This window comes from Salinibacterium sp. ZJ70, assembly GCF_011751865.2.
In the GTDB taxonomy this organism is placed as follows: Bacteria; Actinomycetota; Actinomycetes; order Actinomycetales; family Microbacteriaceae; genus Homoserinibacter.
Genome location: NZ_CP061770.1, coordinates 495,618 through 518,151 on the forward strand (window position 1 = coordinate 495,618; position 22,534 = coordinate 518,151).

The following is a 22,534-nucleotide window of genomic DNA, read 5'->3' on the forward strand; positions in this document are numbered from 1 at the left end:
CCATGACCGCATACCCGGCAGACGCCATCCTCGTCCTCACCGAATCCGCCGACGGCACCCTCACCGGCAGCGCGGCTGAGCTTCTCGGTGCCGCATCGCTCATCGGCACTCCCGTCGCCCTCGTCGTGGGCGACAGCGAAGCTCTCCCCGGTCTCGCCGCACAGGCCGCCAAGCGTGGCGCCGCACGCGTGATCACGGCCGCGCACCCGCGTGACTCCGAGCTCCTCGGCGCACCGGCCGTCGCCGCCCTGCACGCCGCGTTCGACGACGTGCGCCCGAGCGCCGTGCTCGCACCTCACTCGATAGACGGGCGGGATGTCGCGGCGCGGTTCGCCGTGCGCGCGGGCCTCGCGCTCATCGTCGATGCGGTGGCAGTCGAGCGAGATGACGAGGGAATCGTCGCGCGGCACTCGGTCTACGGTGGCGACTTCGAAGCTGTGTCGGCGGCCACGTTCGCGGCGCCGGTCATCACCGTTCGCGTCGGAGCGATCGATGCGCGCGCAGAGGCCGCGGCTCTCGACATCCGAGAGCTCTCGGCACCCCTGCCGGGGGACGCGAGCGCCACCGGAGCGGCGCCGATTCGGGCCGCAGTCAGTACGGACCGTCCCGCGCTCCGCGGCGCTCGGGCGGTCGTCTCGGGCGGGCGAGGTGTCGGGTCCGCCGAGAGCTTCTCCCTCGTGGAGCGACTCGCCGACTCGCTGGGTGCCGCCGTCGGCGCCTCGCGCGCCGCAGTGGACGCGGGCTACATCCCCGCGTCTCACCAGGTGGGGCAGACGGGCGTGTCGGTCTCTCCCGAGCTGTATGTCGCTCTCGGAATCTCCGGCGCCATCCAGCACCGTGCCGGAATGCAGACCTCGAAGTTCATCGTCGCGGTGAATTCCGACGCGGACGCCCCGATCTTCCAGGTGGCCGACTTCGGGGTCGTAGGAGACCTCTTCACCGTCGTGCCGCAGCTCATCGAGGCGATCGAGGCAGCGAAGGCAGCACGAGGATGACGACCACTGCGGATGCGACCCGGATCAGACGGGGGCTCCCGCGGTCCCCGGGGGGTGCGCAGTGGCCCATCGTCGAGACGCCCGACGACGAGCTTCTTGCCGTCGCTGAGACGGCCGCACCTGAGGGCATCGTGCATGAGGCGACGGACGCCGCGCCGTCCGCGCACCCGACCGGAACCGCGGAGGTCGACTCCGGGCACTCCCAGCCCGATGAGCCGCTGGTCGTCGCAGCGCGCGGGGAGACGCTGTTGCGTCGTGGACTTCCCCGCGTCTTGGGCGGCTCGCCCTGGCCTCCTGCTGGCGCAGCACGCGACAGGTGGGCGCGTGCACTCGCCGAGGCGGAGGGCCCTTCTGCGGTCATCGCCGAGACGATCCAGGCCGATCACGCGGCGCACCCCTCTGACGAGGAGCGAGGGCAGTCGCCCGTCGAGCTGACGGCGCAGACCCGTGCGGCATCCCGGGAACCCCGACGGATCGGAGGGATCCCCCTGTCGCGCGCGGTCGCGATCGTCGCCGTTGCGCTCGTTCTCGCGGTCGCCGCGGTGCTGGGGGCGCAGTGGTTCCGAGGGCAGCAGTTCGGCATGGACTTCATCGAGACCTATCCCGGCGCGACGCCCCTGCCCGACGGGGCTCCCGAGGGCCTCCCGGCGTGGCTCAACTGGCAGCACTTCCTCAACGCCTTCCTCATGGTGCTCATCATCAAGACGGGCATCCAGGTGCGCCGCGAGACCCGCCCCAGTGCCTACTGGTCGCCTCGGTGGAAGCCGACCCGCAAGATCTCCATCAGCATCTGGCTGCACCAGGCGGTAGACCTTCTCTGGCTCGTCAACGGCGTGATCTTCGTCATCCTGTTGGCCGCCACCGGTCAGTGGGTGCGCGTCGTGCCTCTCGATGTCGGCGTCCTTCCGAACGCGGTCAGCGCCGGCATCCAGTACCTGTCGCTGGACTGGCCCGCCGACGAGAACGGCTGGGTTCACTACAACGCCCTGCAGATGCTCACGTACTTCACCACGATCTTCATCGCGGCACCGCTGGCCGCTCTGACGGGGGTGCGCATGAGCGGGATCTGGCCTTCGGGGAGCGAACGACTCAACCGTCTGTACCCGCTCGAATGGGCTCGCGCTGTCCACTTCCCGGTGATGCTCTACTTCGTGGCGTTCATCTTCGTGCATGTCGCCCTGGTGCTGTCGACCGGAACGCTGCGCAACCTCAACCACATGTATGCGGGGCAGGATGCGACCCACTGGTGGGGGCTCGTGATCTTCCTCGTGAGCGTCAGCGTGATGGCTCTGGGGGCGATCGTAGCCAGGCCGGTTGTCGTCGCACCCATCGCCAAGCTCTTCGGCTCGGTCACGAGCCGCTGAGTCGGCGGCGTCAGCTCGACGGCGAGGCGCCAGTCCAGCGCACCCAGAGCGCCTCGAGCGCTGCCGTCAGGTCGGTGAGTTCTCCGTCGTTCTCGATGATTACGTCAGCGAGGTGCTCGCGAGCGGCACGCGTCCCCTGGGCGAGGATGCGCCTCCTGGCTTCCTCGTCGCCGTACCCGCGACTCGCGGTGAGTCGGGCGATCCGAATACCGTCCGCTGCTTCGACGGTCACGATCTCGGCGTAGCTCCATGGCAGGTCTTCGGCGTTGCCCGCCAGAAGAGGGATCTCGTGGACGACCGGCATGATCCCGCCCGTCGTGAGCGCCCCGTCGAGCGCACGTCGCATCGCCTCGCTGATGGCGGGGCGGAGCGCTTCCACATACCGCTGTCGCAGATCGTCGTCGGCGAAGATCCGTGCGCTGACGGCGGTTCGGTCGAGTTCGCCCTCGGCGGTGAAGACGTCAGCGCCGAGCAGTTCACGCAGGTGCTGGAGAAGCGGACTGCTGCGGGGATCGCGCGGGTGGAGCACGTCGTGAGCCACCCGATCGGCGTCGACCACCTGGGCGCCCCACTCGCGGAGCATCGACGCTGCGGTGCTCTTGCCTGCGCCGATGCCGCCGGTCAGCGCGATCAGGCGCGGTCCAGGTCCGTCTGCGGTGCGCGTCACGGCAGCTCGCGGAAGAACTCGCGCACGGCCTCGGTCGACTCGAGCGGGGCGTTGAGCCACGGCGCATGGCCGCCGCGCACCTCGGTGAAGGTGAGGTCGGGGATGCTAGCGAGTCGCTCGCGGCCCTCGTCGGCGTCCATGAACACATCGGTCGTGCCCCAGAGGGCGTGGACGGGCACCTCGATGCGGGCGAGCTCGGCGGCGGTGAGGGTCAGCTCCGGGCGGCCGAGGTTGCGGTAGTAGCGCCGTGCCGTCGCACGGAACTCGTCGCGCAGCGACGCGAGCCAGCCCGCGTCGACGAGCTCGGTGGGCCAGGCGTCGACGGTTCCCTTACCGAGCGTCATCGCGCTGTTGCGCCCGTAACGGGCACGCGACACGGGTCGCGTGAAGAAGTTCGCGAGGCCGGGGAACGCCATCAGACGCATCGAGAACGGCGCGCGGGTGCCCGGCAGGGCGACGCCCGGGGTGCCCAGGATGGTGAGACTCTCGACCTTCTCGGGTCGCTCGAGTGCGTAGTAGAGCGCGAACTGCGCGCCCATCGAGTGCCCCACGAGGTGCGCGCGCTCGACGCCGGCATCCGCGAGCACCGCATCGAGCAGCGGCGCGGGCACGTCCCGCAGGCCGAACTCGGGGACGGTGCCCGCATCCGAGAGACCGTGGCCCGGCCAGTCGGGCGCGATCACACGGCGGCCGTCGAACGCGGGGATGAGGGGGATCGCCGCTGCCGTCACGGCAGCCATGCCGTGCAGAAGGAGGACGGGGATGCGGTCGTCGCCTGCGATCTCGATGACGTGCAGGCGCATGTCGGTGCCCGGCACCTCGATCATGCGGTCGTCGCTGCGTTCGAGGCCGGTGAGGCCCAGCAGGCGCGCTTCGGCCTCGCGGTAGTCGGGTGCGGGATCGCCCAAGGGGCGGGCGTCGGATTCTGCTGTCACGTCACTCAGGGTAAGGGAGCGACGCTGGTCAGTCGTCGGCGCCGACCCAGTCGCCGGTCGCCAGGTACTGCACCTTCTTCGCGATCGAGACCGCGTGGTCGGCGAAGCGCTCGTGGTAGCGCGAGGCGAGGGTCGCATCCACGGTCGCCGCGGTCTCGCCCTTCCAGGTCTCGCCGAGCACCTTGTCGAACACGGCCAGGTGCAGGGCGTCGACCTTGTCGTCCTCGTCGCGGATGTGCTCGGCGATCTTCGGATCCTGGGTGCGCAGCAGCTCGGTGAGCTTGCGGGCGATGTCGACGTCGAGGGCGCCCATCTCGCGGAACGTGGAGCGCAGTCCCTTCGGCACCGCCTTCTCGGGGAAGCGGTACCGCGCGAGCTGTGCGATGTGCTCGGCCATGTCGCCCATGCGCTCGAGCGACGCGCTCACGCGCAGCGCGCTCACCACGATCCGCAGGTCGCGGGCGACGGGCTGCTGGCGCGCGAGGATCGCGATCGCGAGCTCGTCGAGCTCCGCCGCGAGCACGTCGATGCGACGGTCGTTCTCGATGACGTCTTCGGCGAGCGACACATCCGACTCGTTGAAGGCGCGGGTCGCGTTGTCGATCGAGTCGGCGACGAGCGCCGAGATCTCGACGAGTCGGTCCTGCACCTCGCGCAGCTCCTGCTGGAATACTTCGCGCATCGGATCGTCCTCTCCTTGTCGGATCGTGTCCGACATTCATCGCGGGCATGGGGATGCCCGTCTGCCTCTCGCAGGTGCCACCGTCTCGCACGCAGGTGAACATCCGGTGACCAGGTTGTGAACGTCCCGCGAAACCCGGCGGAACCTCCCGCATACGGTAGCCGCACCCTGCCGCGTGCCGCCTAATCTAATTGTATGGAGGCGGCTTGGCTGGTGCCCGCGGCTCTCGGCTTCGGGATGGTCGTGGGTGTCGGCGGTTCGGTTGCTGTGGTGACGGCGCACGCGCGCGGACGCCGGGCGGCGTCGGTCGCGTATCCGACGGTTCCTGAGGGGGTCGAGGCGGTCATCGACTCGCTCGACGCCCCCGGCATGGTGCTCGACTCCTCCAACAACGTGCTGACCTTCTCGCCCGCGGCGGTCGCGCTGGGTCTCGTGTCCAACCGCTCGCTCACCGACGACGAGCTCGCCGAGATCGTCGACCGGGTGCGCGTCACGGGGGTCGCCGAGACCACCGAGCTGCAGGTGCGACGGGGGCCGTTCACCGAGGTGTCGAGCCATCTGCTCGTGCGCGCCGCCCCGCTCGGATCGCGTTTCGTGCTGGTGCTCGCCGAGGACCGCACCGAGGCTCAGCGCCTCGACGAGGTGCGGCGCGACTTCGTCGCCAACATCTCACACGAGCTGAAGACACCGATCGGCGCGATCGGCCTGCTGTCGGAGGCGCTCGAATCCGCCGCGGATTCGCCCGAGGACGTGCGCCGCTTCGCGAAGCGCCTGGGCATCGAGACGGATCGCCTGCGGCAGATGACGCACGAGATCATCGAGCTCAGCCGCCTGCAGGCGAGCGATGTGCTCGAGGATGCGCGTCTGGTGAGCATCAAGCGGATCGCCGCCCAGGCCGTGGACGCGCACCGTGTGGTGGCCGAATCGCGGGGCATCGAGATCGCCGTGCGCGCGAAGGGCGACGCGACGGTGTGGGGCGACGAGGGGCTCCTCGCGACCGCTGTCAGCAACCTCGTCGTCAACGCGATCCAGCACTCGCCCGATGGAGCCCGTGTGGGCGTCGGGGTGACGCGTCGCGATGGCAGCGTCGAGATCGCCGTCACCGACCAGGGAGAGGGCATCCCCGAGGCGGAGCGCGAGCGTGTGTTCGAGCGCTTCTACCGGGTGGATGCGGCACGCAGCCGTGCGACGGGCGGCACCGGGCTCGGGCTCGCGATCGTCAAGCACGTCGTGCAGAACCACGGCGGCGACGTGCGTGTGTGGTCGCAGCCGGGCCACGGTTCGACGTTCACCATCCGACTTCCCGAGGCCGACGCTGCGCTGGCCGACTCGACCCCCGGAGATCCCGCGTGACCCGCATCCTCATCGTCGAAGACGAGCCGTCGCTCGCGGAACCGCTCGCCTTCCTGCTCGAGCGCGAGGGCTACACGACGGTGCACGCCGCGGATGGCCGCACGGCCCTCGCCGTGTTCGAGGAGGGCGGGATCGATCTGGTGCTCCTCGACCTCATGCTTCCGGGGCTTCCCGGTACGGAGGTGTGCCGCGCGATCCGCGCGACCTCGACCGTGCCGATCATCATGCTCACCGCGAAGGACAGCGAGGTCGACATCGTCGTGGGGCTCGAGCTGGGAGCCGACGACTACGTCACCAAGCCCTACAAGAGCCGTGAGCTGATCGCGCGCATCCGCGCGGTGCTGCGGCGCCGCGTGGAGGAGAGCGCCGCCGTTCACGATGCGATCCTCGAGGTGGGGTCGGTCCGGATGGATGTCGACCGGCACGCTGTCACGGTTGCGGGCGTCGAGACCCCCATGCCGCTCAAGGAGTTCGAGCTTCTCGAGTACCTCATGCGCAACGCGGGGCGGGTGCTCACGCGCGGCCAGCTCATCGACCGGGTCTGGGGTGAGGACTACTTCGGCGACACGAAGACCCTCGATGTGCACATCAAGCGCATCCGGGCGAAGATCGAGCCCGACCCCTCGGCGCCGCGGCTGCTCGTGACGGTGCGCGGGCTCGGCTACCGCTTCGAGTCGGCGGGGAGATGACGAAAGCCCCGCCGAAGCGGGGCTTTCGAACGCGCGGATGCGCGGAAATCCATCCGATTACGGAGCCGGGGTCTCGGCTTCGATCTCGATCTCCTCGACCTCCACGAACTCCTCGATCTCGGGAGCGGGGACCGGGGCGAGGTCCTCGTACTCGGCGAGCGTCGTGTCGAGAACGGGAACGAACACGGAGAAGGTCTTGCCGTCGACCACGATGGCGGCGTCGAGCATCGCACCCGGAATGGCCACGGGGGCGAGCTGCACGATGGCGCCGTCGCCGAAGCCCCAGTCGGTGCGTCCGTTGGCGCCGGCGACCAGGTCGACCGAGAACCAGACATCGTCGACGTTCCACTGGAACGTGAACTCGATGTCCTCGGAGCTGAGGTTGGTCGCAGCGCCCACGAGGCTGCCGAGCTCGCCATCCTCGCTGATGATCATGAGGTTGCCGAGGGAGAGCGCACCCGCGCTCACGTTCACGCCGTCGCTCGGGTCGTACTGGTCCATCGTCGCTGCGGGCGCATGCCCGATGACGTTGCATCCAGAAAGGCCGAGTGCGAGCGCTCCGCTCAGCGCGATAGCGGCAACGGCACGTACTCTCACGGAATCCTCCCGGCTGTAGACATCAAGCAACCCCAAGCCTAGCGGCTGATTCGGGGTGCTCACGCGCGGCCAGGCCCGCGACCTGGGACTGTGATAAAATAAAAGGTCTGCGGAAGGAATAACTCCATGCTCTTTGAGGTCGGCGAGACGGTCGTTTACCCCCATCACGGTGCGGCAACCATCATCGAGGTCAAGGACCGCGTGATCAAGGGTGAGACGAAGAAGTATCTGAAGCTCAACGTCACCCAGGGCGACCTCATCATCGAGGTTCCCGCCGAGAACGTCGACCTTGTCGGAGTCCGCGATGTGATCGGGCGGGAGGGCCTCGACCGTGTGTTCGAGGTGCTGCGCGCGCCGTTCACCGAGGAGCCCACCAACTGGAGCCGCCGCTACAAGGCCAACCTCGAAAAGCTCGCCTCAGGCGATGTCATCAAGGTCTCCGAGGTCGTCCGCGACCTGTGGCGTCGCGACCAGGACCGCGGCCTCTCGGCTGGTGAGAAGCGCATGCTCGCGAAGGCTCGCCAGATCCTCATCTCTGAGCTCGCGCTCGCTGAGAAGACCGACGAGGAGAAGGCATCGACCGTCCTCGACGAGGTTCTCGCTTCCTGATCCCGGGTCGGCTTCTCGACTCGTAGGCTCGCTGTCATGAGTCGGATCCCGAGCGACGTGCGCGTCGCGATCATCGTCGTCGCCGCGGGCAGCGGATCGCGCCTCGGTCACGAGGCGCCGAAGGCGTTCGTCCCTGTCGGCGGCGTTCCGATTCTCGCGCGCGCCCTGCGAGGCGTGTTCGCATCGGCCGAGCCGGCGCAGGTCGTCGTCGTGGTGCCCGCGGACCGTCTGGATGAGGCGCGCGCCATCGCGGCGGAGGCATCGGGTGTCGCCTCCGAATACGTCTCGGTCGTCGTCGGGGGTTCGACACGCCAGGAGTCGGTCGCGGCGGGACTCGCGGTCGTGGTTGAGAACGTGGACACCGTGCTCGTGCACGACGCGGCGCGGGCGCTGACGCCGTCGACGCTCATCGATCGCGTGGTCACGGCAGTCCGCGAGCGTGGGGCGGGCGTGATCCCGGCGCTTCCCGTGGTCGACACCGTCAAGAGGGTGGAGGGCGACCTCGTCGTCGCCCCCGTCGACCGCAGCGACCTCGTGCAGGTGCAGACGCCGCAGGGCTTCCCGCGCGCCCAGCTCGTCGAGGTGTATGCCACCGCCGCCGACGACCACACCGACGACGCCGCGCTCTTCGCGGCGGCCGGGCATCCGGTGACGACGATCCCCGGCGAGGCTCAGGCGTTCAAGATCACGACCCCGTGGGATCTCGCGCGCGCCGAGCAGCTCGTGCGCCCCGCGTCGCGCCTGCGCACGGGCGTCGGCGTCGATGTGCATCAGTATGACGAGAAGTCGCCCATGCGACTCGGCGGGCTCGATTTCCCGGGGGAGCCGGGCCTAGCGGGGCATTCGGACGGCGACGCCCTCGTTCATGCGATGTGCGACGCGCTGCTCTCGGCGGCGGGGCTCGGTGACATCGGCGGGCGCTTCGGCTCGGCCGACCCGCGATTCGCGGGGGCGGCAAGCGAGGTGTTCCTGCGCGAGACGCTGCGACTCGTCGACGAGGCGGGCTTCCGAGTGGAGAACGTCGCGGTTCAGGTGGTGGGCAATCGGCCGCGGATGTCAGCTCGACGCGACGAGATGCAGGCGCACCTCTCGGCGATCGTGGGGGCTCCGGTGAGCATCGCCGCGACGACGACCGATGGGCTCGGCTTCACCGGTCGCGGTGAGGGCCTGATGGCTGTCGCGACGGCGCTGATCCTCGGGTGACCGGCCGCGCTGCGGCTGAGCGCGGGCGGCATGCCGAGTCGATTTCTTAGGCAAGCCTTACCGACATTTTGACAAGCGGGCACCGCGCCTCGTACGGTGGGGTCTGAGGTTAGGCAAACCTAACTTATCGACACGGTGTCGCGAAACTCGGGGGACCCGTCCCGACGCGGTGCCTCACCCTTCCCTTGGAGTGCTGTTTCAGTGAGCGCGCACGCGTCCCCACGCCCCATCACCACCATCCTCGCGAGCCTGCTCGCGTTCGTGATCGCCGTATCGGGCATCTCGGTCGCGCCGACGGCCGCTCACGCGGCACCTGAATCGGCGACCGCCGGCTCGCTCGACTGGGGCTTCAAGGAGACCTGGCGCAGCTACCTCGCGTCGGGCGAGGTCGCCCCGGTGCCCAGTGCGGGCGCCACATACACCGACGCCTCGAACCCTGCCACGTCGCGCTACACCTGGACGCCGGGCACAGCGACCTTCGACCCCGCAGCGCGCAGCGGATCGGCGCAGTTCACCGGTGCCGTGCAGTTCCTGCACCCCGGCCACGGGATCGACGTGACCCTGAGCAACCCGCGCGTCACCTTCTCGGGCGGCACCGGGCAGCTCTACTACAACCTGGGTGCGGGCGAGGTGCTCGGCGCCGAGATCCGTTCCGTCTCGGTGAGCGCGCCCACCATCTCCGGCACCACGGCGACCGTCGAGGTCTCGGCGAGCAACCTCACATTCACCGACAACAACAGTGCGATCACCTACTCCTCGGCGACGACGCCCGGCCCCGACGGCTTCTCGTTCACGCTCTCGTACACGGTCGAGAGCCAGGCCGAGCCCACCACGGTCACCCTGTCGCTTCCTGGTGGACCCCAGGTCATCACGGGCGGCAGCGTCGTGCTGTCCGCACTCGTGCCCAACGACATCCCGGGCACCGTCGCCTTCTACGACGGCGCCACCCCGATCGGCACGGCGACGCCCGTCGCCACCACGGTGACGACGGGTGTCGGCTCCAGCACGACGACCAAGGCCACACTCGTGCACGCGAACGTCGCCGCGGGAACCCGCACCTACACCGCAACCTTCACCCCCACCGACTCGGCCGCCTGGGCGCCGTCGACGTCGGGTGCGGCCGTCGTCACGGCAGCGAGTGCCGACCTCGGCGCAGTCGCCGGCAACGTGTCGGACGCGACCCTCGAATGGAAGGTGAGTGCCTACGCGCTCGTCGGCACCTCGACGCCTCCCACGCCGCTCGTCGCCACCGGCTCCGGCTGGGGCGTGACCGCGTCCGGCGGTGCAGAGATCGTCGACCCGATCGCGCGCACCGGCTACGGTCCCGGACCCCACGGCACCACCGGCTCCGGGTTCCGTCTCACGGGCGGCGTCGGATCGGTCGACCCCGACACCGGCGAAGGCACCATCACCTACCCCGGAACGGTGCACTACGCCCCGTACAACTTCATGACGGGTTCGGGCGGCTTCGACCTCGCGAACATCCGTCTGACAGTCGCGGACGGCCGCGGCACGCTCACCGCGTCGCTCACCGGTCGCGACACGATCGACACCCCCGAATGGGGCCCGGTCGCCGTGACCCTCGCCAACTTCGATGTGCAGAGCCTCGACCAGACAGGTGCATCGTTCTCGCTGAGCACCGCCGCCCCCGATTTCACCGGCGTCGCCTACGGCAGCTCGGAGAACGCGTTCCCTGCATCCTTCATCGACGCCGTGCCGTCGGGCTTCCGCGCGTTCTTCATGACCACGGGTTCCTCCGTCCAGGGCAACCTGAACAAGGCCCCTCAGCCGATCAGCGCGTCCTACACCGCCACCACCCCCACCACGACCACCGTCTCGGTGTCGGGCTCCGGTGAGGTCGTCGCGGGCGGCGCCGTGCAGCTGACGGCTGACCTCACTCCCGGCGTCGAGGGAACGGTGGAGTTCTTCGACGGAGCGACATCGCTCGGCACCGTCTCCGCCGTCAACATTCCTGCCGTCAGCTCGCCGCGCCCGGTCCCGGCATCCAACTCCGCGACCCTGCGGGTGCCCGGCGTCACAGCGGGCGAGCACTCCTACACCGCGGTGTTCTCGCCGACGGCTTCGGCAGAGTTCGGACGCTCCACGTCACCGGCCGTGACGGTGACCGGTGTCGCGGGTCCCGTCGCCGAGCAGGGCAACGTCTCGGGCGCGCAGCTCGAGTGGGCTCTGAGCGCATACTCGCTCGTCGGAGGCGGCGTGCCGGGCGACCCGCTCGTCGGAACTGCTGCAGGCTGGGCCTTCAGCACCTCCGGGGGTCCTGAGATCGTCGACCCGATCGACCGCACCGGAGGCGGCCAGACGGGCACCGGGTTCCGCCTGCTCGGCGGCACCGGCTCGGTCGACCCCGTCACGGGAGAGGGTTCGATCACCTATCCCGGCACCGTCACCTACGCGCCCTACAACTACGGCTTCAGCTCGGGTGACTTCGCACTCAGCAACTTCCGTCTGGTCATCGCGGACGGTGCGGGCACCCTCACCGCCACAGTGACGAGCAAGGAGAACCAGGACGCCGCGCAGATCGGACCGTTCCCGGTGACGCTCGCCACCTTCGACGTCGCCTCGCTCACGGCGGACGGCGCAACCTTCAGCCTCGTCACCGAGGTGCCCGACTTCTACGACACGGTCGCCGCAGGAACCTACGCCGCAGGCAAGACCGATGCGTGGCCGGCGTCGTTCATCGCCGCGATCCCCGCCTCGTTCCGTTCGTTCTTCTACACCAGCAGCGCCTCGGCCCAGGGCAACGCGAACAAGGAGCCTCTGCCGATCCGCGCCACGTTCACGGCTGCCGCGCCCACCTCGGTGACGCTGACGCTTCCGGGCGGATCCTCGGTGCTCGCCGGCGGAGATGTCGTGCTGTCGGCCCAGGTGCCGAACGACATCGCCGGTACCGTCGAGTTCTTCGACGGCGTCACCTCGCTCGGCTCGGCGACGCCGGTCGAGACGAGCGCGACCACCGGGCAGGGCACCACGGTCACCACGAAGGCCACCCTCGCGCACACCGCCGTCGAGGCAGGATCGCACGCGTACCGTGCCGTCTTCACCCCGGCAGACACCGCATCGCACGGCATCTCGACGTCGGCCTCCGTGCTGGTCGCCGCCACCGCACCGCAGGCGCCTGTCGCCGAAGGCAACGTCTCGGATGCATCGCTCGAGTGGAAGCTGAGCGCCTACGCCCTCATGGGCACCGCCGTCCCGGGCAACCCGCCGGTCGCTTCAGCCTCCGGGTGGGCGTTGTCGGCGTCGGGTGGCGCCGAGGTCGTCGACCCGATCGCCCGCCAGGGCTACGGGCCGCCGCCTCACGGCACCACCGGATCCGGCTTCCGTCTGACGGGTGGCATCGGTTCGGTCGGCCCGATCTCGGGAGAGGGAGTCATCGGCTACCCCGGCACAGTCACCTACGCGCCGTACAACTACATGTCGGGCTCGGGAGACTTCGTGCTCACCGACTTCCGCCTCGCCCTCACCGGTGAGCGCGGCACGCTCACCGCGTCGCTCACGGCTCGTGACACCGCGCAGACGCCCTCCTGGGGTCCGGTTGCAGTCACGCTCGCCAACTTCGATGTGGCGAGCCTCGAGAAGACCGGCTCGACATTCGCGCTCACCACGGAACAGCCGGACTTCTCCGGTGTCACCTACGGCACGTCGGCCAACGCCTGGCCCTCGACGTTCGTCGACGCAGTGCCGTCCGCGTTCCGCTCCTTCTTCTTCACCACCGGCGCCTCGGGTCAGGGCAACGCCAACAAGGCACCGCTTCCGATCACTGCCGCGTTCACCGCGGAGGCGCTCGCCACGACGGCAGGGATCTCCGTGTCGCAGACCTCGGGCCTCGAAGCCGGTGACACCGTCGTCGTGACGGCCACCTCGGGCCCGGCAGCCACGGCTGGCGAGGTTCGGATCCTGCTCGATGGCGCGACGATCGCCTCCGGTCCGGTCGGCACCGCTCTCGTCGTCACGACTCCGGCCCTCACCGCGGGTTCGCACGCGCTGCAGGCGAAGGTCGTTCCGGGCGATGCGACGGCGTACCTGCCGAGCACGTCGCCCACGATCACGCTTCAGGTGGCGGCTGCGCCCTCGCAGCAGGTCGCTGGATCGCTCGCCTGGGGCATCTCCTCCGGGTGGACGAACTACATCACTGGACCGATCGCCCACGGTGCGATCTCGGTGAGCAACGGCGCGACAGCCTCGGGAGGCATCTACACCTTCGCGCAGACGGCCGGCAGCACCTACGACGCGCAGACCGGTCTCGGGGCGGTGACCTACCGCGGCGCCGTGCGCTGGACAGGCCACAACGGCGAGCTCGATCTCACACTGTCGAACCCGGTGATCCGCTTCGACTCGGCGACGTCGGCGACCGTCCTCATCGGTGCGAACCAGCTCGCGATCGCGACCCTCAACCTCGCGAACGCGACCAAGACGGTCGCGGCGGACGGCAGCATCCGCTACGCCGACGTGCCGTCGACGCTCACCGCGGCTGGCGCGGGCTTCTTCCGCAACTACTACGCCGCGGGCAGCGCGCTCAGCCCGATGACCTTCGTCATCGGCTCGGCAAGCACCGCGGCCGACGCTCCGGCACGCACCGTGGCCGCGGCGCCTGAGGAGTCAGAGCGCCAGCCTGCTCCGACCCCGCCGGCGACGGAGGGCATCGAGGTCACGGGCACGGACGGCGAGATCACCGAGGGCGGCGAGATCACCGCGACCGCGTCGGGCTTCCAAGCCAACGAGCAGGACATCCTGGTCGTGATCTACAGCGAGCCGACGATCCTGTCGCGCACGCTGACCGCCGACGCGAACGGCGTCGCCACCTGGACGGGCCGTCTGCCTGCCGGTCTCACCGGCGAGCACACGCTCACCTTTCAGGGTTCGGTGAACCGCGGTGTCGTTCTCGACATCCAGGCGCTCGAGATCGGCACCTGCACGATCGAGTCCGCGTCGTTCGAGTGGGGCTTCAAGGAGTCGTTCCGCAGCTACCTCGACAGCTCGATCGCGCACGGCTCCTGGTCGACCGCCGACGGTGCCGTCTACGAGACGCCGCTCTTCCGCTTCGCGGGAGGCGAGGGCACGTACGACGCCGAGACGGCATCGGGCCGGATCCAGTTCCCGGGCTCGATCAACTTCACCGCCCACGAGGGTGTTCTCGACACCACGTTCTCGAACCCGGTGTTCACGTTCATCGACGACGAGACGATGTCGCTCTCGCTCGACGTCGACGGTGACACGCGGGAAGGCGAAGCCGTCTCCTCGAAGGGGGTGGAGTTCGTGACGCTCGACCTGAGCGCCGCCACCGTCACCACCGACGGAGCGGTCGTGACGATCGCGGACATCCCCACGGTGCTCACCGCCGCCGGTCACGAGGCATTCGGCACCTACCCGGCGGGCGAGGACTTCGACCCCATCACCATCACCATCACCACGGCCGAGGACTGCGCAGCAGCGATCGCCGAGCCCGAAGCGACCGACGGGGCGGAACCGGCAGCGCCCGTCTCCGACGACTCGGGTGCCGACCTCGCCTGGCTCTGGTGGGTCATCGGGGGCGTCCTGCTGGCCGCGATCATCGTCGCGCTCATCGTGGCGCGCCGCCGCCGCAGCGAGGCCTGAGGCCAGGCATGACCTGCGAGACGGCCGGGGACCAGCTCCCCGGCCGTCTCGCCGTGTGCGCCGTGCTGTCTTCCCCCAGGAACCCCCTCAGTAGACTCGACGAGTGACGATCCGCCTCTACGACAGCCGCGCCCAGGCGCTGCGCGACTTCGAGCCCCTCGAACCGGGCAAGGTCGGCATGTACGTCTGCGGACCCACGGTGCAGTCGTCGCCCCACGTGGGTCACCTGCGTTCGGCTCTCGCCTACGACCTGTGGCGTCGCTGGTTCGCGTACCGCGGCTACGACGTCACCTTCGTGCGCAACGTCACCGACATCGACGACAAGGTGCTCGCGAACGCCTCCGAGCGGGAGCCGTGGTGGGCTGTCGCATACCGCGTCGAACTCGAATTCACCGCCGGCTACAACACCATCGGCATCCTCCCGCCCACCTACGAGCCCCGCGCGACCGCGAGCATCCCCGGCATGCAGGAGCTCATCCAGACGCTCATCGAACGCGGTCACGCCTATGCGGCCGACGACGGCAGCGGCGACGTCTACTTCGATGTGCGCACCTGGCCCGAGTACGGCGCCCTCACCCGTCAGAAGCTCGACGAGATGGCGGAGTCCCCGGATGCCGCGACGCGCGGCAAGCGCGACGCTCGCGACTTCGCACTCTGGAAGGGAGCGAAGGAGGGCGAGCCCGAATCGGCCACCTGGAGTTCCCCGTGGGGAGCAGGTCGCCCCGGTTGGCACATCGAGTGCTCCGCGATGTCGAAGCGCTACCTCGGCGCCGAGTTCGACATCCACGGCGGCGGACTCGACCTGCGCTTCCCGCACCACGAGAACGAGCTGGCCCAGTCGACCGCCGCAGGCGATGCGTTCGCGCGCTACTGGGTGCACAACGGCATCGTCATGGTCGAGGGGCAGAAGATGTCGAAGTCGCTCGGCAACTCCATCTTCGCCGCCGAGTTCCTGGCGCTCGCTCGCCCCATCGTCGTGCGCTACTACCTCGCGAGCGCGCACTACCGCTCGACGATCGACTACCACCCTGGAGCCCTCGAAGAGGCCGAGGCAGCCCTCGACCGCATCGCCGGATTCCTCGAGCGGGCGACGCGCGCGCTCGAAGCCGCGCAGATCCCCGGACCCGGCGACGGCCGTGTTCCCGACGCGTTCGCTGAGGCGCTCGACGACGACCTCGGGGTCCCGGAGGCGCTCGGCGTTCTGCACGAGACCGTGCGCGGAGGCAACACGGCACTCGACGCGGGCGACCTCGGCGAGGTCGCCGTGCGCCGCGAGCAGGTGCTCGCCATGACCCGCGTGCTGGGCGTCGACCCCACCGCTCCCGAGTGGAGCGAGCAGGGCGGCTCGCACGCCGAGCTCGCGCTCGACGCTCTCGTCAGCAAGCTGCTCTCCGACCGCGCGGAAGCCCGCGCAGCCAAGGACTACACCGCCGCCGACCGCATCCGCGACGAACTCGCCGCCGCTGGAATCGCGATCGACGACACCCCCGCAGGCGCCCACTGGAGCCTCGCATGAACGTCACATACCCGATCGAGGGGATCGCATCATGACCAAGCCTGGACGCCCGGGAGCCCGCAAGAACAAGAAGGGCGCCTCCGTCGGCACTGGCGGCCACGGCCGCAAGTCGCTCGAAGGTCGCGGCCCGACCCCGAAGGCCGAGGACCGCAGCTGGCACGTCGCCGGCAAGCGCAAGGCCGCCAAGGAGCGCCTCGAGGCCGCGCGCTCGCGCTCGGGCAAGTCGTCGGAGCCCGCTAAGCGCGCCCCGCGCCCCAAGAAGACGGATGAGTCCGAGGTCGTCACCGGCCGCAACTCGGTGCTCGAGGCCCTGCGTGCGAAGATCCCGGCGACCGCGCTGTATGTCGCGGCTCGTGTCGAGATGGATGACCGCGTCAAGGAAGCGCTCTCCCTCGCGACGAAGCGCAACATCCCCGTGCTCGAGGTCATGCGCAATGAGCTCGACCGCATGGGCGGCTACGACTCGGTGCACCAGGGGCTCGCCCTCAAGGTGCCGCCCTACGAGTATGCGCACCCGTTCGACCTCATCGAGCGCGCACAGCGCGAGGGAACCGCTCCGCTCATCGTGGCCCTCGACGGCGTCACCGACCCCCGCAACCTCGGCGCGATCGTGCGCTCCGCGGGGGCTTTCGGCGCCCACGGCGTCATCGTGCCGCAGCGTCGCTCGGTGGGCATGACGGCGTCCGCGTGGAAGACCTCCGCCGGTGCCGCCGCGCGCGTGCCCGTCGCAATGGCGGCGAACCTCACGCAGGCGCTCAAGGATCTCAAGAAGCAGGGCGTCTTCGTGCTCGGCCTCGACGGCGACGGCGACGTGTCGCTGCCCGGCATCGGCTTCGCGGACCGTCCGATCGTGATCGTCGTCGGCAGCGAGGGCAAGGGCCTCTCGCGTCTCGTCACCGAGACGTGCGACGCCGTCGTGTCGATCCCGATCAGCTCGGTCACGGAGTCGCTCAACGCCGGCATCGCCGTGTCGGTCGCGCTCTACGAGGTCGCGAAGCTCCGCGCGGAGGCCTGAGCGGGGCGCGGCAGACGCCGCGCCCTCATCACACCTTGAGGCGCCAGTCCTCTTCGTCGTCGTCATCGACGACGCTGAGGGGCATCGTCATGGACGACGTCATCGGGCCGACGACGGTCATCTCGTCGCGTCGGTGACGCAGCACGGTGTCGATGTAGGACGTGAGCGCCTCCGCGAGCGGCACGTTGCGCTTCTCGTTCTGCGACAGGAACCAGCGGTGGTCGAGCAGCTGGTGGAACACCTCGGCGGGCTCGAGCTTGCCGCGCAGATCCCGCGGGATCGCGCGCACCACGGGCTCGAACACCTTGGTGAGCCACTCGTGGGCGACCATCTCCTCATCGTCCTCCGTGCGCCTGCGGGTCGCGCGGTAGGCGTCGAGGTCGTTCAGAAGGCGACGCGCCTGGTTCTCGCCGGCGTCGAGGCCGGTGAGGCGCAGCAGACGGCGCGAATGGTGACCGGCATCGACGACCTTCGGCTGAATGCGCACCTGCGTGCCGTCGGCGTCGGTGCGGATCGTCAGCTCCTCGATGTCGAAGCCGAGCGCATTGAGGCGCTCCACGCGCTCGCGGATGCGCCAGCGCTCCGATGCGGGGAATGATTGAGGCGCCGTGAGCTCGCTCCACAGTCCGTGGTAGGCGGCGACGATGCCATCGGCGATCTGCACCGGGTCGACCCCCTCCTCGAGGCGGCCGCCCGACTCCAGGTCGAACAGCTCGCCCGCGATGTTGACGCGCGCGATGTCGAGGTCGTGCTCGCGCTGACCGTCCGAGAGCCCGCTCTCGTGCAGCACGCCCGTCTCGGCGTCGACGAGGTACGCGGCGAACGCGCCCGCGTCGCGGCGGAAGAGCGTATTCGAGAGCGAGACATCGCCCCAGAAGAATCCGATGAGGTGCAGGCGTGCCAGGAGCAGCGCGAGCGCGTCGATGAGGCGGGTTGCGGTGTCGGGACGCAGCGCCTGCGAATAGAGGGCGCGGTAGGGGAGCGAGAAGCGCAAGTGGCGGGTGACGAGCGCCGGGGCGAGCTCCTCGCCATCATCCGCGAGGCGGCCGGTGACGACAGCCACCGGCTCGACGCACGGCACGGCGAGGCGCTGCAGAGTGCGCAGCATCTCGTACTCGCGACGCGCCATCTCAGCAGTCGTCTCCTTCACAGCCAGGATCGAGCCCTCCAGGTGCACGAAGCGCACGAGGTGCCGCGAGATGCCCTTCGGGAGTGCCGCGATCGTCTCCTCCGGCCAGGCTTCGAGCGGCAGATCCCACGGCAGATCGAGAAGCGCCGGATCCGGCACTGCGGAGGTGATCGAGAGGTTGGAGCTCACGCCCCGAGCCTAGACGTGGGAGTCATCCGACGCGCGGGTCACCAGATGCGGACGAACGCCCGCTGATCCACGAGCGTCGGCACGACCACGAGCAGCATCGCCGCTGCGGCCAGAGGGAGCATCCCGATCCAGATCGCGTCGAACTCGAGGCCCCACTCGGTGATCATCGTCATGTACGGCAGCGCGAGCGGGACGACGACCGCCCCGAGGATGAGGATGAGCGCGCCGCCCCAGCCCGCGATCCCCACGCCCGTCAGCACGAGCAGGGCGATGCCCCAGATGGGCACGCCGTCGCGCACACCCCCGCCGTACTGGTTGCCCCAGCGCACCATGCCGATCGTGATGCTGAGCGCTCCCGCGAGCACCAGCAGCACGACCCACCCCGAGACGCCGTTCGACACCAGCAGCGCGACCACTCCGCCCGTCGCCGCGAGCAGCATGATGATGCCGACCGCGAACGCGACGTGCGTGAGGAGCAGCTTCGCGAGGCTCAGCCAGAGGCCGGACCATGCACGACCGGGCGCCGCCGCCCCCCACAGCAGGCCCCGCACCCAGGGCTGCCGCCGCATCCGGGCGACGAGCACGCCGGCGAGTGCGGACACCAGGAGGAGGAGCGCCGGGGCCGTCACGGTCGCGAACAGCAGCAGCTCGGTGGTCATCTGCTTCGTGGGGATGCCCGCGAACATGAGCGCCACCACCCCCGCCGCGGAGAAGAGCAGGAAGCTGTAGGGGAGCCAGATCGGCGAGAGCCACCACAGGTCGAATGCGAGCGAGCGCGCCACCAAGCTGGGCTGGTCGTCGTCGTCGTCCAAGTCGAACTCGAGGATGTCCTCGTCGAAGTACGTGCCGATGATCTCCTCGACCGTCTCGGACTGGCCGAACCGGGCCAGGAACGCCTTCATCTTCTCGGACTCGCCGAACCGGGCCATGAACGCCTCGATCGCGGGCGCGAAGCGCATCAGGGCCAGCATCCCGAGCGCGATGAGCAGCAGCGTTCCGATCCAGACCGCGTGGGTGCTGATCACGAGCGGCAGTGCGGGAGCGCCGGCTTCCGCCCAGCCCTCCGTCTCACCCCACGCGACCACCAGCATCGCGATGCCGCTGAGGGTCGACACGGCGAGGATCCCCGCCCCCCACATGATGGCCGCCGTGGACCGGCCGAGGAGCAGGATCGCGGTTCCGACGCCCGAGACCACCACCCCCATGATGAGCAGCGGAGCGATGAACCAGGGCATCTGCCAGTGGCGGTCCTCGACGATGAGCCAGGCGAACACCACCCATCCGAAGATGTCGGTGATCAGGGCCATCGTGACGATGCCTCTCATGCGGCGGGTCCTCTCGGGTGGGTCGGGCGGGTCCCTCCCACGCTAGGAACGCGCGTCGGCCGCCGAGCACCATCCCGCACATCCCGGACGAACCCGGATGCCGCGATCCTGCCCCGGGAAAGCGGAAGGGCCGCGGACCCCGAAGGATCCGCGGCCCCGCCGTGGAGTTCTGATCAAGCAGTTCTGATCAGGCAGTTCTGATCAGGCAGTTCTGATCAAGCAGTTCTGATCAAGCAGTTCTGATCAGGCTCAGACCGTGATCGCCGGGTTGAGACGGAGGCCCGACTCGACATCGAAGGTGTGGATGTGCTTGGGAACCGGGTTGAGGATGACCTTCTCGCCGGCTTCCGGGTGGTTGCGGCCGTCGACGCGCGCGATGATGTCGACGCGCTGACCCGCGACATCCGCGTGGCCGTAGAGGTAGCCATCGGCACCGAGCTCTTCGACGACGTCGACCTCGACCTCGAGGCCCGTGCCGGACGCCGAGACGATGACGTCCTCGGGGCGGATGCCCACGATGACCTTGTTGCCGGACGCACCGGCGACGGCGTCGCGCTCGAGCGGAACGATCGCGGTGCCGAAGCGCACGCCGCCCTCGGCGAGGTCCGCCTGGAAGAGGTTCATGGCGGGCGAGCCGATGAAGCCGGCGACGAACACGTTGTCCGGCTTCTCGTACAGGTCGCGCGGGGTGCCGACCTGCTGCAGGAGGCCGTCCTTGAGGACCGCGATGCGGTCACCCATGGTGAGCGCCTCGGTCTGGTCGTGGGTCACGTAGACGGTGGTGACGCCCAGGCGGCGCTGGAGCGACGCGATCTGGGTGCGGGTCTGGACGCGGAGCTTGGCGTCGAGGTTCGACAGCGGCTCGTCCATGAGGAACACCTGGGGCTGACGCACGATGGCACGGCCCATGGCGACGCGCTGACGCTGACCACCCGAGAGGGCCTTCGGCTTGCGGCCGAGGTAGGGCTCGAGGTCGAGGAGCTTGGCGGCCTCGAGGACGCGCGCGGCGCGCTCTTCCTTCGCGACGCCGGCGATCTTGAGCGCGAAGCCCATGTTCTCGGCGACCGTCATGTGCGGGTAGAGCGCGTAGTTCTGGAACACCATCGCGATGTCGCGGTCCTTCGGCGGCACGTCGGTGACGTCGCGGTCGCCGATGAGGATGCGACCGTCGTTGACCTCTTCGAGGCCCGCGAGCATACGCAGGGTCGTCGACTTTCCGCAGCCCGAGGGGCCGACGAGAACGAGGAACTCGCCGTCTTCGACCTGGAGCTCGATCTGGTCGACGGCGGGGCGGGTGGTGCCCGGGTAGATCCGGGAGGCCTTGTCGAAAGTGACAGATGCCATAGCTGTTTCAACTCCTTCACCGGCAGGTACGTGCCGGACGATCCGTAGTGAATGGAAACCCGCGGCGGCGTCGCCACGAGTTCCGAACAGTATGACACGACCGTGAACCCCGTGCCGTCCTCAGCTTCCGTGCGGACGCTTCCCAGATTCGCTTCCTAGCATCGAGGTTGCAGACCCTGCGGCATGCCCGTCGCCCGGTTTGCCGCAGATCATCCGCGCGCCGTAGTCTTCGAGCGCGCGATCCCGAACCCGACCAATTGAGGACCGATGACGAACGGCGAATCAGATCGCCCGGAAGCCGCAGGCAATGACGCCCGCGAAGCGGCCAAGGAGCGCTCCCGCGAACTTCGCGACCAGCACCGCAAGAACGAGCGTCGTCGTCGGCTGACGCTGCAGCTCGGCATCCTCGGCGGTGTTCTCGTCGTGGTCGGCATCGTGGCGATCACCCTGCTCACGATGAACCAGACATCCACCCGCGGTCCTCTCAACATGAACACCGACGGCATCCGGATCTCCGAGAATCTCGAAGCCGTGCGCACCCCCGGTCTCAAGGCGGGGGCCGCGCCCGCCGTCGCTGCGGCGAACCCCGAGGGCGTCATCGACATCCGGATCTACGTCGACTACCTCTGCCAGAACTGCGGCACCTTCGACTCCAACAACATCGAGCAGATCCGCCGCTGGGTCGACTCGGGAGCCGCGACACTCGAGGTGCACCCGATCGCGATCCTCAGCGCGAAGTCCGCGGGCACCCAGTACTCGCTGCGTGCCGCCAACGCCGCCGCATGCGTTGCAGAGTTCTCGCCCGACAGCTTCCTGGACTTCCACAGCTCGCTCTTCGAGGACCAGCCCCAGGAGGGCACCGAGGGTCTGAGCGACGAGCAGCTGATCGAGCGCGCTGAGAAGGCCGGCGCGGGCAACATGAAGAAGATCAGCGACTGCGTCGAGTCGAAGCGGTTCTCCGCCTGGGTGCTCGACGCGACCGCACGGGCGCTGAACGGCCCGCTCCCCGGCGCGGACATCCCTGCGATCACCACGGTTCCCACGGTGATCGTCGATGGCAAGCAGTTCGTCTACACGAAGGACTTCGACCCGAAGGAGCTCGCGCTCTTCGTCACCGAAGCCTCCGGTGAGCACAACACGGGCACGCCCACCCCGACTCCGACGCCGGTCCCGTAGGACGTAAGCTGGGTCGCGGTCCGCGACGCGGCGGTCCACGCCCCCTTAGCTCAGTTGGCCAGAGCATCGCTCTTGTAAAGCGAGGGTCGTCGGTTCGAATCCGACAGGGGGCTCCACGGAAGGGAACGAC

The 22,534-nt window shown here is 69.3% G+C and carries 17 protein-coding genes and 1 tRNA gene; 11 read left to right on the top strand and 7 right to left on the bottom strand.

The features are described 5' to 3' along the window. Positions 1-2 precede the first annotated feature (2 nt). A complete protein-coding gene (locus HCR12_RS02425; protein ID WP_166868125.1) occupies positions 3-995 on the top strand; it encodes an electron transfer flavoprotein subunit alpha/FixB family protein in 993 nt (330 codons plus the stop codon). Next, a complete protein-coding gene (locus HCR12_RS02430) occupies positions 992-2,359 on the top strand; it encodes a cytochrome b/b6 domain-containing protein (protein WP_166868123.1) in 1,368 nt (455 codons plus the stop codon). Before HCR12_RS02425 ends, HCR12_RS02430 begins: the two co-directional genes overlap by 4 nt. Before the next feature lie 10 nt (positions 2,360-2,369). On the opposite strand, the gene coaE is transcribed toward HCR12_RS02430, so the two are convergent. From coaE to phoU, 3 genes are read right to left on the bottom strand one after another with little or no spacing between them, the layout of a single operon-like run. Beyond that, a complete protein-coding gene (gene coaE, locus HCR12_RS02435) occupies positions 2,370-3,026 on the bottom strand; it encodes a dephospho-CoA kinase (protein ID WP_166868121.1) in 657 nt (218 codons plus the stop codon). Beyond that, on the bottom strand, positions 3,023-3,961 hold the full coding sequence (locus HCR12_RS02440) for an alpha/beta fold hydrolase (RefSeq protein ID WP_166868118.1): 939 nt from the start codon (positions 3,959-3,961) through the stop codon (positions 3,023-3,025). Before HCR12_RS02440 ends, coaE begins: the two co-directional genes overlap by 4 nt. Positions 3,962-3,989: 28 nt before the next feature. After that, positions 3,990-4,643: a phosphate signaling complex protein PhoU gene (gene phoU / locus HCR12_RS02445; protein ID WP_166868116.1), complete on the bottom strand. Its 654-nt coding sequence runs from the start codon at positions 4,641-4,643 to the stop codon at positions 3,990-3,992. 195 nt (positions 4,644-4,838) lie between these two features. On the opposite strand from phoU, the gene HCR12_RS02450 reads away from it, so the two are divergent. Then, positions 4,839-5,996 carry a sensor histidine kinase gene (locus HCR12_RS02450; RefSeq protein WP_166868114.1) on the top strand — a complete coding sequence of 386 codons (1,158 nt, stop codon included), beginning with the start codon at positions 4,839-4,841 and terminating at the stop codon, positions 5,994-5,996. Continuing rightward, positions 5,993-6,685, top strand: coding sequence for a response regulator transcription factor (locus HCR12_RS02455; RefSeq protein ID WP_166868112.1), 693 nt, complete (start codon positions 5,993-5,995; stop codon positions 6,683-6,685). Before HCR12_RS02450 ends, HCR12_RS02455 begins: the two co-directional genes overlap by 4 nt. 57 nt (positions 6,686-6,742) lie before the next feature. On the opposite strand, the gene HCR12_RS02460 is transcribed toward HCR12_RS02455, so the two are convergent. Then, positions 6,743-7,282: a hypothetical protein gene (locus tag HCR12_RS02460; protein ID WP_166868110.1), complete on the bottom strand. Its 540-nt coding sequence runs from the start codon at positions 7,280-7,282 to the stop codon at positions 6,743-6,745. A 126-nt stretch (positions 7,283-7,408) separates the two neighbouring features. Here HCR12_RS02460 and HCR12_RS02465 point away from each other — a divergent pair, with 126 nt between their 5' ends. The 5 genes from HCR12_RS02465 to rlmB all read left to right on the top strand — a co-directional run bounded on the left by HCR12_RS02465 (position 7,409) and on the right by rlmB (position 17,241). Continuing rightward, entirely contained in the window at positions 7,409-7,891 is a 483-nt protein-coding gene (locus HCR12_RS02465) for a CarD family transcriptional regulator (protein WP_166868108.1), read from the top strand. 36 nt (positions 7,892-7,927) lie between these two features. Then, complete coding sequence (ispD, locus tag HCR12_RS02470; protein WP_166868106.1) at positions 7,928-9,094, top strand: 2-C-methyl-D-erythritol 4-phosphate cytidylyltransferase; 1,167 nt, start codon at positions 7,928-7,930, stop codon at positions 9,092-9,094. A gap of 201 nt (positions 9,095-9,295) precedes the next feature. Next, a complete protein-coding gene (locus HCR12_RS02475; RefSeq protein ID WP_166868104.1) occupies positions 9,296-14,710 on the top strand; it encodes an HtaA domain-containing protein in 5,415 nt (1,804 codons plus the stop codon). 103 nt (positions 14,711-14,813) lie between these two features. Then, positions 14,814-16,226, top strand: coding sequence for a cysteine--tRNA ligase (gene cysS, locus HCR12_RS02480; RefSeq protein WP_166868101.1), 1,413 nt, complete (start codon positions 14,814-14,816; stop codon positions 16,224-16,226). A 31-nt stretch (positions 16,227-16,257) separates the two neighbouring features. Continuing rightward, positions 16,258-17,241, top strand: coding sequence for a 23S rRNA (guanosine(2251)-2'-O)-methyltransferase RlmB (rlmB, locus tag HCR12_RS02485; RefSeq protein ID WP_166868099.1), 984 nt, complete (start codon positions 16,258-16,260; stop codon positions 17,239-17,241). Between the two features lie 28 nt (positions 17,242-17,269). Here rlmB and HCR12_RS02490 read toward each other — a convergent pair whose 3' ends face one another. From HCR12_RS02490 to HCR12_RS02500, 3 genes are all read right to left on the bottom strand, one after another. Beyond that, on the bottom strand, positions 17,270-18,559 hold the full coding sequence (locus tag HCR12_RS02490; RefSeq protein ID WP_166868096.1) for a DUF4032 domain-containing protein: 1,290 nt from the start codon (positions 18,557-18,559) through the stop codon (positions 17,270-17,272). A gap of 38 nt (positions 18,560-18,597) precedes the next feature. Continuing rightward, a complete protein-coding gene (locus HCR12_RS02495) occupies positions 18,598-19,884 on the bottom strand; it encodes a hypothetical protein (RefSeq protein ID WP_166868094.1) in 1,287 nt (428 codons plus the stop codon). A 249-nt stretch (positions 19,885-20,133) separates the two neighbouring features. Next, on the bottom strand, positions 20,134-21,228 hold the full coding sequence (locus HCR12_RS02500) for an ABC transporter ATP-binding protein (protein WP_166868092.1): 1,095 nt from the start codon (positions 21,226-21,228) through the stop codon (positions 20,134-20,136). A 267-nt stretch (positions 21,229-21,495) separates the two neighbouring features. Between HCR12_RS02500 and HCR12_RS02505 the strand changes: the two genes are divergently transcribed. Both HCR12_RS02505 and HCR12_RS02510 read left to right on the top strand, forming a co-directional pair. Continuing rightward, on the top strand, positions 21,496-22,404 hold the full coding sequence (locus HCR12_RS02505; protein ID WP_166868089.1) for a DsbA family protein: 909 nt from the start codon (positions 21,496-21,498) through the stop codon (positions 22,402-22,404). A 39-nt stretch (positions 22,405-22,443) separates the two neighbouring features. Beyond that, positions 22,444-22,520: transfer RNA gene (locus HCR12_RS02510), tRNA-Thr, on the top strand. The last annotated feature ends 14 nt before the right edge of the window (positions 22,521-22,534 follow it).

Coding starts and splice junctions, on each gene's coding strand:
- HCR12_RS02425 (WP_166868125.1), top strand. CDS start 3: ATGACCGCATACCCGGCAGACGCCATCCTCGTCCTCACCGAATCCGCC.
- HCR12_RS02430 (WP_166868123.1), top strand. CDS start 992: ATGACGACCACTGCGGATGCGACCCGGATCAGACGGGGGCTCCCGCGG.
- phoU (WP_166868116.1), bottom strand. CDS start 4,643: ATGCGCGAAGTATTCCAGCAGGAGCTGCGCGAGGTGCAGGACCGACTC.
- HCR12_RS02450 (WP_166868114.1), top strand. CDS start 4,839: ATGGAGGCGGCTTGGCTGGTGCCCGCGGCTCTCGGCTTCGGGATGGTC.
- HCR12_RS02465 (WP_166868108.1), top strand. CDS start 7,409: ATGCTCTTTGAGGTCGGCGAGACGGTCGTTTACCCCCATCACGGTGCG.
- ispD (WP_166868106.1), top strand. CDS start 7,928: ATGAGTCGGATCCCGAGCGACGTGCGCGTCGCGATCATCGTCGTCGCC.
- rlmB (WP_166868099.1), top strand. CDS start 16,258: ATGACCAAGCCTGGACGCCCGGGAGCCCGCAAGAACAAGAAGGGCGCC.
- HCR12_RS02495 (WP_166868094.1), bottom strand. CDS start 19,884: ATGAGAGGCATCGTCACGATGGCCCTGATCACCGACATCTTCGGATGG.
- HCR12_RS02500 (WP_166868092.1), bottom strand. CDS start 21,228: ATGGCATCTGTCACTTTCGACAAGGCCTCCCGGATCTACCCGGGCACC.
- HCR12_RS02505 (WP_166868089.1), top strand. CDS start 21,496: ATGACGAACGGCGAATCAGATCGCCCGGAAGCCGCAGGCAATGACGCC.